The sequence below is a fragment of the Oscillibacter sp. genome (assembly GCF_028693505.1).
Classification (GTDB): domain Bacteria; phylum Bacillota; class Clostridia; order Oscillospirales; family Oscillospiraceae; genus Oscillibacter.
The window spans coordinates 31,126-42,061 of record NZ_JAQUVF010000021.1; the positions used below are offsets into that span (position 1 = coordinate 31,126).

General features: G+C 57.3%; 14 protein-coding genes and 1 other annotated feature. Of the genes, 10 read left to right on the plus strand and 4 right to left on the minus strand.

Annotated elements, in window-relative coordinates:
- Positions 1 to 136 precede the first annotated feature (136 nt).
- From PHI30_RS07665 to PHI30_RS07690, 6 genes are all read left to right on the plus strand, one after another.
- Entirely contained in the window at positions 137 to 262 is a 126-nt protein-coding gene (locus PHI30_RS07665) for a hypothetical protein (RefSeq protein ID WP_300026133.1), read from the plus strand.
- Positions 263 to 408: 146 nt separating this feature from the next.
- On the plus strand, positions 409 to 1,344 hold the full coding sequence (locus tag PHI30_RS07670; RefSeq protein WP_300026135.1) for a sigma-E processing peptidase SpoIIGA: 936 nt from the start codon (positions 409 to 411) through the stop codon (positions 1,342 to 1,344).
- Entirely contained in the window at positions 1,283 to 1,987 is a 705-nt protein-coding gene (gene sigE, locus PHI30_RS07675) for an RNA polymerase sporulation sigma factor SigE (RefSeq protein ID WP_300026137.1), read from the plus strand. The genes PHI30_RS07670 and sigE overlap by 62 nt, the downstream gene beginning before the upstream one ends.
- A 44-nt stretch (positions 1,988 to 2,031) precedes the next feature.
- Positions 2,032 to 2,262 (plus strand) — a binding site (T-box leader).
- Between the two features lie 40 nt (positions 2,263 to 2,302).
- Positions 2,303 to 2,866 (plus strand): YcxB family protein, encoded by a 564-nt coding sequence (locus tag PHI30_RS07680; protein WP_300026140.1) that lies wholly within the window; start codon positions 2,303 to 2,305, stop codon positions 2,864 to 2,866.
- A gap of 12 nt (positions 2,867 to 2,878) precedes the next feature.
- A complete protein-coding gene (locus PHI30_RS07685) occupies positions 2,879 to 3,391 on the plus strand; it encodes a hypothetical protein (RefSeq protein ID WP_300026143.1) in 513 nt (170 codons plus the stop codon).
- Between the two features lie 20 nt (positions 3,392 to 3,411).
- On the plus strand, positions 3,412 to 6,048 hold the full coding sequence (locus tag PHI30_RS07690) for a valine--tRNA ligase (protein WP_300026146.1): 2,637 nt from the start codon (positions 3,412 to 3,414) through the stop codon (positions 6,046 to 6,048).
- Between the two features lie 156 nt (positions 6,049 to 6,204).
- On the opposite strand, the gene PHI30_RS07695 is transcribed toward PHI30_RS07690, so the two are convergent.
- A complete protein-coding gene (locus PHI30_RS07695) occupies positions 6,205 to 6,396 on the minus strand; it encodes a hypothetical protein (protein ID WP_300026149.1) in 192 nt (63 codons plus the stop codon).
- A 16-nt stretch (positions 6,397 to 6,412) separates the two neighbouring features.
- On the opposite strand from PHI30_RS07695, the gene PHI30_RS07700 reads away from it, so the two are divergent.
- The 3 genes from PHI30_RS07700 to PHI30_RS07710 are packed head-to-tail and all read left to right on the plus strand — an operon-like array spanning position 6,413 to position 7,885.
- Positions 6,413 to 6,718 carry an anti-sigma factor antagonist gene (locus PHI30_RS07700; RefSeq protein WP_300026151.1) on the plus strand — a complete coding sequence of 102 codons (306 nt, stop codon included), beginning with the start codon at positions 6,413 to 6,415 and terminating at the stop codon, positions 6,716 to 6,718.
- A gap of 16 nt (positions 6,719 to 6,734) precedes the next feature.
- Positions 6,735 to 7,184 (plus strand): anti-sigma F factor, encoded by a 450-nt coding sequence (gene spoIIAB, locus PHI30_RS07705; protein ID WP_300026154.1) that lies wholly within the window; start codon positions 6,735 to 6,737, stop codon positions 7,182 to 7,184.
- On the plus strand, positions 7,181 to 7,885 hold the full coding sequence (locus PHI30_RS07710) for a sigma-70 family RNA polymerase sigma factor (protein ID WP_300026157.1): 705 nt from the start codon (positions 7,181 to 7,183) through the stop codon (positions 7,883 to 7,885). Before spoIIAB ends, PHI30_RS07710 begins: the two co-directional genes overlap by 4 nt.
- On the opposite strand, the gene PHI30_RS07715 is transcribed toward PHI30_RS07710, so the two are convergent.
- The 3 genes from PHI30_RS07715 to PHI30_RS07725 are packed head-to-tail and all read right to left on the minus strand — an operon-like array spanning position 7,773 to position 10,045.
- Complete coding sequence (locus PHI30_RS07715) at positions 7,773 to 8,630, minus strand: TIGR03915 family putative DNA repair protein (protein WP_300026159.1); 858 nt, start codon at positions 8,628 to 8,630, stop codon at positions 7,773 to 7,775. The two genes, PHI30_RS07710 and PHI30_RS07715, sit on opposite strands and share 113 nt — an antisense overlap.
- Positions 8,631 to 8,634: 4 nt before the next feature.
- A complete protein-coding gene (locus PHI30_RS07720; protein ID WP_300026162.1) occupies positions 8,635 to 9,909 on the minus strand; it encodes a putative DNA modification/repair radical SAM protein in 1,275 nt (424 codons plus the stop codon).
- Positions 9,910 to 9,919: 10 nt separating this feature from the next.
- Positions 9,920 to 10,045, minus strand: a complete 126-nt coding sequence (locus PHI30_RS07725) for a hypothetical protein (protein WP_300026167.1) — start codon at positions 10,043 to 10,045, stop codon at positions 9,920 to 9,922.
- Positions 10,046 to 10,292: 247 nt separating this feature from the next.
- On the opposite strand from PHI30_RS07725, the gene PHI30_RS07730 reads away from it, so the two are divergent.
- Positions 10,293 to 10,826, plus strand: coding sequence for a replication initiator protein A (locus PHI30_RS07730; RefSeq protein ID WP_300026170.1), 534 nt, complete (start codon positions 10,293 to 10,295; stop codon positions 10,824 to 10,826).
- Positions 10,827 to 10,936: the final 110 nt, after the last annotated feature.

Sequence of the window (10,936 nt, forward strand, 5' to 3'; positions counted from 1 at the left end):
TGGTGGCGTCCATGATTATGCCGTTTATTTAAGAAAAACATCTCATCCAAAGAAAGAGCATTGCTTTTGGCAGGTGCAGACAGAAAGAGATATGAAGAAGCTGAACATTGCGCTGAAGGCTTTGTGGTAAGTTATTATGGGCATGCGTTCCCCCATGTGGGTAGGGGGGATTTACATGAATATCACCGGTCACGGTAAAGGGTATTTCTATGACATGGGGACCGAGACCACGGACGCGGTCGTGTTTGGCTTTGGATATTGACGATACGGCAGCCACAAAGCGAGTGTGGCTGTCCCTTTTCCTATGAGCGTTCTTCGCGGGACGGCCTTTTGGCCGTCCCTTTCTTTTTGCGACGGTATTTCCTGCGGGCCTGCCCTATAATGACAGGGTGAAACGGAGGGATGCACGTGACGGTGGTATATGTGGACAGCGTATTTTTGCTCAACGGAGCCATGGATTATCTGCTTCTGCTCCTCACCGCCCGCCTCGCCGGAATTCCGCTGCGGCGTCGGCGGTATCTTTTGGGTGCGTTGACCGGCGGCGCCTATGCGGTGTCGGTTTTTTTGCCGGGGCTTTCCTTTCTCGCCTCCACGCCGGTAAAGCTGGCGGTGGGCGTGCTGCTGGCGCTCATTGCATACGGGGGAGAGCGGAAGCTGCTGCGGCTGACGCTTTTGCTGTTTGCTCTCTCCTGCGCCATGGCGGGCTGCGTGCTGGCGCTGGGTCTGCTGGCGGGGGGCGGCGTACCGATGGTCAACGGTATTTTTTATACGGATGTGGATGGAACGGTTTTGCTGGTTGCGGCGGCAGGCGCGTATTTGCTGGGGAACGTGGTGTTCCGGGCGACGGCCCGCTGCGCGCTGGAGGGCCGCCTCCTGCCGGTCCGGATATCTGTCGGAGGGCGGACGGCTGTGCTGACGGCGCTTTGGGACAGCGGCAATACCGTCCGGGACCCGTCGGACGGGCGGCCGGTACTGGTGACGGCGCCCGGCGCGCCGGAGAGCGTTTTGCCCCCCGGCGTAAGACGGCTGTGCACGCCGGAGCATCTCCGCGCGCCCGCTGATTTGCTGGAGCCGGTGCTGCTGGCCGCGCCGGGGCTTCGACCGAGGCTGCTCCCGTTTCACGCGGTGGGGGTATCCGGCGGGTTACTGCTCACGGTGCAAACGGATTGGACCGAGATCGGCGGCGTCCGATACGATGGTCTGCGCCTGGCGCTTTCCCCCACGGAGCTTGGAAATGGATATACTGCCTTGTGGGGCGGTGATGTGAGAAAGGGAGGATGGCATGAAAGGACTGGTAGATGCATGGCGGCGTCTGCTGATTCGGCTGGGACTGCTGCCGGTTGAGGGAGTCCATTACATCGGCGGCTGCGATACGATGCCGCCCCCGCTGAGCCGGGAGCGGGAAGCGGAGCTGCTGGAGCGTCTGGAGGACGAGGGGGCCAAAAAGGAACTGATCGAGCACAATCTGCGGTTGGTCGTCTATATTGCACGGCGCTTTGAAAATACGGGGGTTGGCATCGAGGACCTGATCTCCATTGGGACCATTGGGCTCATCAAGGCGGTGGGGACCTACCGAACGGAGAAAAATATCAAGCTGGCCACCTATGCTTCCCGCTGCATCGAAAACGAAATTTTAATGTATCTGCGGAAAAATGCCAACCGGAAGGGGGAGGTCTCCTTTGACGAGCCGCTGAACACGGACTGGGACGGCAACGAGCTGCTGCTTTCCGATGTGCTGGGCACCGACGCAGACATCGTGATGCGCCCCATCGAGGAGGACGTGGACCGGAGTCTGCTGGCTGCGGCCATCCAGATCCTGACGCCCCGGGAAAAGGAGATCATTACCATGCGCTTTGGGCTGGGCGGCACCAAGGAACAGACGCAAAAAGAGGTGGCGGATCAGCTTGGAATTTCACAGTCCTACATTTCCCGCTTGGAAAAACGAATCATTTCCCGTCTGAAAAAGGAAATTTTGCGCCTGAGCTGACCTTGACAATCCAAAATGGGTATACTATACTAATACGGTATATTGGAAGTGCAAGGATGGGGAGCAGTACACGTCGGCGGAAAGCAAAGAGAGGAAACGGTTTGGTGAAAGTTTCCGTGACGTCGGCGGAGAAGTCGTCCCGGAGCACTGCGGCTGAACGAGTGGAGTAAGCCGCGGCGGATGCCCACCGTTATCGGGGAACGGCGCTGCGGCGTCGGAGAGTGCGGGAATTTCCCGAATCCAGGTGGTACCACGGACTTTTGTTCGCCCTGAGCCTTTTGGCTCGGGGCGTTTTTTTGTGGAAGGGAGACGGAAATGAACTATTTTGTGGAGACCGTCTATCAGGCGGAGGATATCAAGGGCTTTTACGACGCCTTTTTTTACTCCAGAAGGGCGGTCCGCACCTTCACAAAAATTTCGCGGGTACTGGGCGTCTTTCTGGCGGGGCTTTGCTTTCTGCTGGCGATTTTGATGGGGAGCAGCGCTGTTTCCGCCTTTGCGCAGGACGGTGACGGGGAGGTCGGCGGGATTTTGGCGGGCGCAACGCTGTTTTTTCTCGGCATGGGCTGGTTCTTTCTGCAAAGCCGGGGCGGACCCGTTGGCCGCGCCCGAGCGTGGAAATCCTATCAGCACAAGGGGGAGACGCTGCGCTACCGGTTTGACGTCTATCACTTTACACAGGAATCCAAGGGCGTGCGCAGCGAACTGGATTATTTCGTGCTCCAGAGCATTTACGAGGACCGGGACCGCTATTATCTGTTTGATTCCCCGCGGACCGCACACATTTTACCAAAGCGGGATTTTCAGCAGGGAACGCCGGAGGCGTTTCGGGAGTTTATCAGCCACACCGCCGGTAAGCCGGTAATCAAGATCAGATAAGGGAGAAAACGAATGAAATTTGAAGCGGAGATGAGTTTAAACTACCGGCAGCTGCTGGCGCTGTACACGGTTTCGGAAAAGCTGTTTCGCCGGAAGCAGATGCTCTTGTTCCGGGCCGTGTGTCTGGCCATCGGCATTTGGCGGACCTGGAGCGCGTGGAATGCCATCAGTGCCGACGGCGCGTCCTTCCGGCGCATCAGCTATGTGATGATCGGCATGTTGTTCCTGGTTGCCGGTCTGATCCCAAACCTTGTCAGCGCGGCGTTCGCCCGGATGCGGGTGCTCTACAACGGAAAGCTCCAGTTTGAGGGGAGCTGTTTTTACGAGGTCATCGGCGATCAGAAAATCCGCCACAACTATGATAAGGTCTATGCGCTGGTGAACTACCGCGGATACGACTTCATCTTTCTGGACCCGCTGGCGAGTCTGGTCGTGTGCCTTGACAAGGTGCCCGGCCGCAATGGCGGGGAGCTGCGCGGGGAGCTGGAGCGCTCCTGCGGAAAAACGTATCAGTACGTGAAATAACCTGAAAAGGAGAAATCCATATGAACAAAGAACTGTCCAAGGTCTATGAACCTCAGCAGGTGGAGTCCCGCATCTATCAGATGTGGATGGACGGCAACTGCTTCCGGGGGGAGCCGGACCCTGAAAAAAAACCGTTTTCCATCGTGATGCCGCCCCCCAATGTTACCGGTCAGCTGCATATGGGGCACGCGTTGGATTCCACCCTGCAGGATATCCTGACACGCTTTAAGCGGATGCAGGGTTACTCCGCCTTGTGGCTGCCCGGCACTGACCATGCCGGCATCGCCACCCAGATCAAGGTGGAAGAGGAGCTGCGGGTCAAGGAAGGCAAGACCCGCTATGATCTGGGCCGGGAGAAGTTTCTCCAGCGCGTCTGGCAGTGGAAGGAAAAGTACGGCGACCGCATTGTGGAGCAGCAAAAGAAGATGGGCGTCTCCTGCGACTGGAGCCGCGCCCGCTTCACCATGGACGAGGGCTGCTCCAAGGCCGTCCGGGAAACCTTCTGCGAGCTGTACGACAAGGGCATGATCTACAAGGGCAGCCGCATCATCAACTGGTGCCCCCACTGCATCACGGCCCTCTCCGACGCGGAAGTAGAGTATGTGGACAAGCCCGGCCACCTGTGGTATATCCGCTATCCGCTCGCGGACGGCTCCGGCGATCTGGTGGTGGCAACCACCCGGCCGGAGACCATGATGGGCGATACCGGCGTAGCCGTCAATCCGGAGGATGAGCGCTTCCGCGCTCTGGTGGGGAAGAAATGCATCCTGCCCATCATGAACCGGGAGATTCCCATTGTAGCGGACGATTACGTGGAGCTGGGCTTTGGCACCGGCGCCGTGAAGATGACGCCCGCCCACGACCCCAACGACTTCGAGGTGGGCCTGCGCCACAATCTGGAGGTTATCCGCTGTATCGGCGACGACGGAAAGATCAACGAAAACGGCGGGCCGTACAACGGAATGGACCGTTATGAGTGCCGCAAGCAGATCGTGAAGGATTTGGAGGAGCAGGGATACCTCATCAAGGCGGAACCCTATAATCATAATGTGGGCACCTGCTACCGCTGCCACAACGATGTGGAGCCGCTGATCTCCGCCCAGTGGTTCGTCAAGATGGAGCCGCTCGCCAAGGAGGCGCTGCGGGTCGTGCAGGAGGGCGAGGTAAAATTCGTCCCCGAGCGCTTCGCCAAGACCTATACGAACTGGATGGAAAACGTCCACGACTGGTGCATTTCCCGCCAGCTTTGGTGGGGCCATCAAATCCCCGCGTGGACCTGCGACGAGTGCGGCCACATCAATGTAGATCGGGAGGACCCCACGAAGTGCGCAAAATGCGGTTCCACCCACCTCACCCGGGACCCGGATGTGCTGGACACCTGGTTTTCCAGCGCGCTGTGGCCGTTTTCCACGCTGGGCTGGCCGGATAAGACCGAGGATTTGGCGTATTTCTACCCCACATCCGTGATGGTCACCGGCTATGATATCATCTTCTTCTGGGTGGCCCGGATGATCTTCTCCGGCTGCGAGCAGATGAAGAAGATTCCGTTCCACACCGTCCTGATCCACGGTCTGGTCCGGGATGACAAGGGCCGCAAGATGTCCAAGTCCCTTGGCAACGGCATCGACCCGCTGGAGATGGCGGAAAAGTACGGCGCGGACGCCCTGCGCTTCAACCTCATCACCGGCAACAGCCCCGGAAACGACACGCGCTTCTATACCGAAAAGTGCGAGGCCATGCGGAACTTTGCCAATAAGATCTGGAACGCCAGCCGTTTTGTTATGATGAACCTCACCATCGACCGGTGCGAGCTGCCGGCGGCGGACAAGTTGGAGCAGGAGGACAAGTGGGTCCTTTCCAAGCTGAACACGCTGGTGAAGGAGGTCACTGAGAATCTGGACAGCTATGAGATCGGCGTGGCCTCCGCCAAGGTTTATGATTTCCTGTGGGACACCTACTGCGACTGGTATATCGAGCTGACCAAGACCCGCATGGGCGGGGAGGACGAGAATGCCAAGCTGACGGCGCAGAACGTCCTTTGCTACGTGCTGACTCAGCTTTTGAAGCTGCTGCATCCCTTCATGCCCTTCATCACGGAGGAGATTTTCCAGGCGCTGCCCCATGAGGACGCATTCCTCATGACCGCCAAATGGCCGGAATATCGGGAGGAGCTGAACTTCCCGGTGGAAGAAGCCGCGATGGAGGCGGTCATGGATACCATCAAGGCCATCCGGGCGCGCCGCGCCGAGATGAATGTGCCGCCCTCCAAAAAGGCGGAGGTCCTGCTGGTCACCGCCACGCCGGACATTTACGCGCAGGGGATGCACTTCATCCAGCGCCTTGCCTACGCCGGAGAGGTCACCTTCTCCGATGTTGCGCCCGCGGACGTCACTTCACTTTTGAGCGTGGTCACCCACAACGCCACGGCGTATATGCCCTTGAGCGAGCTGGTGGACATCGCCGCGGAGCTGGAGCGCATCACCAAGGAGAAGGAGAAGGTAGAAAACGGCCTTCGCATCGTGGAGCAGAAGCTCTCCAATGAAAAATTCGTCTCCAAGGCCCCCGAGGCAGTGGTGAACGCGGAGAAGGAAAAAGCGGCCAAATATAAGGAACTGATCGTCAAACTGGAGGAATCCGCCAAGGCGATGCAGGCATAAATATTGCCCCGCAGCAAGCACAGAAAAACCCCCGAACCGTCTGAAAACGGTTCGGGGGTTTTTATATTGCCATGTCCGCGCTCTTCATAAATTTTCCGGGAAACGCCAACGGTTTCGACAAAAAGCAGAAACAGGACATGCTATCATCACCGTAAGTCAACCTGTCTTGCGGTATTTTTTGCGCATTCTGCGGTTTTTCCATAAAAAACTAGGAGTCGTTTTGTAGCGGCGCAAAACGCTGCACCGCCGTAAAAACAGCATGAAACGGCAGCGGCCAAGGCCCGCACGCCGCGCAGCAAGCGTGTATGGAAGTTTTGCATCAAAAGGGCAGGACAGAAAAATATCCACAAAAGAGGCGAAGAAAATGGAATTGCAAGTAAAATGCGCAGACCAAAATTTGCTGCTGGAGCTCAGCGGAGAATTGGACCACCACGGCGCCCAAAACGCCCTGCGGGAAGTGGAGCAGGCCATCGACGCGGCCCTGCCCCGCAAATTGGTGCTGGACATGAGCGGTGTGACCTTTATGGATAGCTCCGGAATCGCTTTGATCCTGCGTGCGCAGCAGAGAATGCAGCTGCTGGACGGCAGCCTGCTGGTGTGCAATGTTCCGCTTCAGGCAAAGCGGGTGTTGGACGCAGCGGGAATTGGACGTCTGGTGACGATACGATAATGAGGAGGTTTACATAATGAGAAAAAAAGCGCTCAATGAGGTGACATTGGAATTTCCAAGCCGGAGCAGCAACGAAGGCTTTGCCCGGGCAGCGGTTGCCTGTTTTTCAGCGCAGATGGATCCCACGCTGAATGAGTTGGAGGACATCAAGACTGCCGTCAGCGAGGCGGTGACCAACGCCATCGTCCACGCCTATCCGGATTCCATCGGAAAGGTGCTGGTAAAGGGGCGCATTTGCCCGGGAAATGTCCTGGAATTGACCGTAAAGGACCGGGGGCGGGGCATAGCGGATGTGGACAAGGCCCGAGAGCCGATGTTTACCACCGGCGGTGAAGAGCGCAGCGGCATGGGCTTTACCATCATGGAAAGCTTTATGGACAAGCTGAGCGTGCGGTCCGTTCCGGGAAGGGGAACAACGGTGGTCATGCGCAAAAAGCTGGCGCCGCGGATGAACGGATCAAAATGAGCGCCACGCTGGAATTGCTGCGGGCGGCCCAGGAGGGGGACCGGGACGCCTGCGAGCAGGCAGTTGTGGAGAATAACGGCTTGATCTGGAGCATCGTGCGGCGGTATTACGGGCGCGGTGTGGACCCGGACGATTTGTATCAGTTGGGCTGTCTCGGCTTTTTGAAGGCGGTAAAGGGGTTTGATTTCTCCTATGGAACGTGCTTCTCCACCTACGCCGTGCCAAAAATCGCGGGGGAGATTCGGCGATTTCTCCGGGACGATGGAACGGTCAAAGTTGGGCGCAGCATCAGGGAGCAAGCGCAAATGCTTTACGGCGTTCGGGAACGGCTGCGCCATGAATTGGGCAGGGAACCGGCGCTCTCCGAGCTGTCGGAGGTCACGGGCCTCACGCCGGAAGAGATCGCCCAGACGGACCTTGCCACGGATGCGCCGGAGTCCTTGCAGCAGGAGACGGCCGACGGGCTGACGCTGGAGGGCATGCTGGGGACCGAAGCACCGGAGGAGGGTTTGGTGGAGCGAATCGCCCTGCGGGAGGCCATCGACCGTTTGCCGGAAAAGGAGCGGGCGACGATTTTGCTCCGCTACTTTAAGGGGCTGACGCAGGAGCAGACGTCCCGGATTCTGAAAGTCTCGCAGGTGCAGGTGTCTCGCTTGGAGCGCCGGGGATTGCAGCGCTTGCGGGAGAGCTTTGGGCCGTAAAATAGGCGTCGTCCTGAAACTCCGTCATGGTTTTCCAATATCGCTTGGGCATATGGGTTTGCTGACAGCGGGGATTGAAGCGCTCCTTGATGGCAACGGTATCGTAAAACCGCTTCCAAAGAATGCGGTAATTGGCCTCGGTCTCGTCCGGCGGCGCCATTTGAAAGGCTTCCAGTGGGCGAATGACCGCCTTGCCGGCGGCGTAAAACAACGCTTGGCGGTGCGTGCGGTCATAAATGAAGAAGCGCTCGTTGCGGTAGCGTGCGCAGAAATGACTACGCAAAATGGGCAGGACCTGATTTTTTGGCTCGATCTCACTGCCCAGCACGCCGCCCAGCTCGGAAAAACGAACGAACCCCTTCAAAAGATGGGCTTCCCCCTCCAGATGCCGGACGGCGCGCACCACGGGGTTGAGGGTTTCGTCGGAGAAGTTTGCAAGAAAGTGGGGACCCTGTCGCAGCAGCTTCACCACCAGATGGTAAAGCAGGATTTCCCGGTCCGACAGGCAGGAGAGAAAGCCCTTTCGTAGAAGCTCCGCTGCATAGGGAGAACACTTTACAACCTTTCTGATAACACGGTTTGCGTATTCCACATTCGTTTCGATGAAGCGGCAGGCAAACAATTGCGGCGCAAAGTCCTCATCGCGGCAGATCGCGGTGAGGACTTCTTTATTGGCATAGCTTTCAAAGATACAGGAGAGAAAGCCCTCAAAACTGCCGTCGTATACATAGACCATTTCCGTCATCCCATCACCCCACTCCCACGGCGTCGAACAAGGAAAGCTGCACCGCCTCCTGCTGTGGCAGCAGCGGACGTTCCGCGGCAATCAGCCCTCGCAGGAGGCTGTCCGGCGTAAAGCGAAGGCCATCCGGAATTTTTCCGGAGGCGGTCAGGAAATACTGGGCGCGCTTCATGACCACGCCGAGCCTGCGCAGGTCGTCGACGCAAAGCCGCCCAACCCGCCGGGCGGAGAGGATGCGCCGGGCGGAGGTGACGCCAACGCCCGGAACGCGCAAAAGCGTCTCATAGTCGGCGGTGTTGACCTCCACAGGGAAATATTCCAGATGGGACAAAGCCCAGCTGCATTTGGGGTCCACCCGGGGGTCGAAATCCGGCGTTTTATCGTCCAGCAGCTCTTCGGCCCGGAAGCCGTAAAACCGCAGCAGCCAGTCCGCCTGATACAAGCGGTGCTCCCGCAGCAGAGGCGGTTTCACGTCCCGAGAGGGAAGCAGAGTATGCTCCACCACCGGCACATAGGCGGAGTAGAACACACGCTTGAGCCGATACCGGTCATAAAGACCTTGGGTCAGCCGCAGAATGTGCAGGTCGCTGTCTGCCGTGGCGCCGACGATCAGCTGCGTGCTTTGCCCCGCCGGAGCAAATTTGGGCGCGTGGCGATATTTGACCAGCTCTTCCTTGCTCTCTCGGTTGCGCTTTTGAATCTGCCCCATGGGAGCCAGAATCGCCGCTTTGGTTTTCTCGGGAGCCAGCGCCTTCAGCCCGGCCTCTGAGGGAAGCTCGATATTGACGCTGAGGCGGTCGGCCAGCAGGCCAAGCTGCTCCACCAATTCCGGCGAGGTGCCGGGGATGGTTTTGGCGTGGATATAGCCGTTGAAGCGGTAGTTCTCCCGCAAAAGACGAAGGGATTGGATCATCAGCTCCGTGGTGTAGTCCGGACTGCGGAACACACCGGAGGAGAGGAACAGACCCTCAATATAGTTTCTTCGGTAAAAATTAATGGTAAGGTCCGCCAGCTCCTCCGGCGTAAAGGCGGCGCGGCGCGTTTCGTTGCTGCGGCGATTGACGCAGTATTTGCAGTCGTAAACGCACCGGTTGGTCAGCAGGACCTTGAGCAGGGTGACGCAGCGGCCATCCGCGGAAAAGGAGTGGCAGCACCCGGCGACGGAAGAGGAGGTATTGCCGATGTAACCGGCCTTTGCCGTCCGGTTTCCGCCGCTGGAGGTGCAGGCCGCGTCGTACTTCGCCGCGTCCGTCAAGATGGTGAGCTTTTCTAAAACGTCCATGGGTCAAGCATTACCGGACCATGGCCCGCCGACGGGGACGGCGGGCGGGACGCTCAATCAAGTCGATGAGACGAAAGAACTGCGCCGTCAGGAATGCTACCCCTACGAGAATAAAAAAGAACGTCCAACCAGTCATGATAAATCCCTCCACATTCGAACTATTGTTCTACAAATACTATAACTCGAACAAACGTTTGTGTCAAGGGAATTTATAAAAAAAGCCCGCCCTTTTAGGGGGATGTTCATAAGGCATCGCAAAAAATGTCGAACAAATATGCTTTATGAGCAGTCTCTAAGAGCGAACTTTTGACAACCAAACAAGCAAGAAAAGCACACGATTTTATGAATCGTGTGCTTTTTCTATGTCTGAAAAAAGGAGCGGTATGAATGAAAACATGACCTATGATTACTTCTATGGCGGGGAAAGTGAGCAGTTTTCTTTTTACCGCATCCCCCGCCTGCTGGTGACAGGCGATCAATTCAAGCACCTGTCCACAGATGCCAAGCTGCTGTATGGCCTGCTGCTGGACCGCATGAGTTTGTCCGCAAAGAATGGCTGGTACGATGAACAGGGGCGTGTGTTTATTTACTATCCGCTGGAGGAGATACACAATGCACTGAATTGCAGTAGCGGAAAGGCGGTCAGGCTGTTTGCCGAACTGGATACCTGCAAGGGCATCGGCCTGATTGAGCGCATCCGGCAAGGACAGGGTAAACCATCCAAAATCTATGTCAAGCAATTTGCTACCAAGGCTGTCCCACCTGCACCCCCATCGCAGGATACAGACACTCCCGGATTTCCCGAAAGTGACAGTCTTGACTTTTCAAAGCAAGAAGTCTTGACTTTCCAAAATGAAACTTCAAGACTTTCTATAATGGAAAGTCCAGACTTTCCAAAATGTGTGTTCGTCAAGTAAAAATGTTAGCAAAAGGTCCCCAAAAAGGTTAGCACCTTGGAGCACCTAATGGATTGTTTGTTCAACTGGCCTCGGAGACCCAACGCTGTACTTATGGGGACCAAACAGGT

Coding starts and splice junctions, on each gene's coding strand:
- PHI30_RS07680 (WP_300026140.1), top strand. CDS start 2,303: ATGAACTATTTTGTGGAGACCGTCTATCAGGCGGAGGATATCAAGGGC.
- PHI30_RS07725 (WP_300026167.1), bottom strand. CDS start 10,045: ATGACTGGTTGGACGTTCTTTTTTATTCTCGTAGGGGTAGCATTCCTG.
- sigE (WP_300026137.1), top strand. CDS start 1,283: ATGAAAGGACTGGTAGATGCATGGCGGCGTCTGCTGATTCGGCTGGGA.
- PHI30_RS07700 (WP_300026151.1), top strand. CDS start 6,413: ATGGAATTGCAAGTAAAATGCGCAGACCAAAATTTGCTGCTGGAGCTC.
- spoIIAB (WP_300026154.1), top strand. CDS start 6,735: ATGAGAAAAAAAGCGCTCAATGAGGTGACATTGGAATTTCCAAGCCGG.
- PHI30_RS07730 (WP_300026170.1), top strand. CDS start 10,293: ATGAATGAAAACATGACCTATGATTACTTCTATGGCGGGGAAAGTGAG.
- PHI30_RS07665 (WP_300026133.1), top strand. CDS start 137: ATGGGCATGCGTTCCCCCATGTGGGTAGGGGGGATTTACATGAATATC.
- PHI30_RS07720 (WP_300026162.1), bottom strand. CDS start 9,909: ATGGACGTTTTAGAAAAGCTCACCATCTTGACGGACGCGGCGAAGTAC.
- PHI30_RS07715 (WP_300026159.1), bottom strand. CDS start 8,630: ATGACGGAAATGGTCTATGTATACGACGGCAGTTTTGAGGGCTTTCTC.
- PHI30_RS07685 (WP_300026143.1), top strand. CDS start 2,879: ATGAAATTTGAAGCGGAGATGAGTTTAAACTACCGGCAGCTGCTGGCG.
- PHI30_RS07690 (WP_300026146.1), top strand. CDS start 3,412: ATGAACAAAGAACTGTCCAAGGTCTATGAACCTCAGCAGGTGGAGTCC.
- PHI30_RS07710 (WP_300026157.1), top strand. CDS start 7,181: ATGAGCGCCACGCTGGAATTGCTGCGGGCGGCCCAGGAGGGGGACCGG.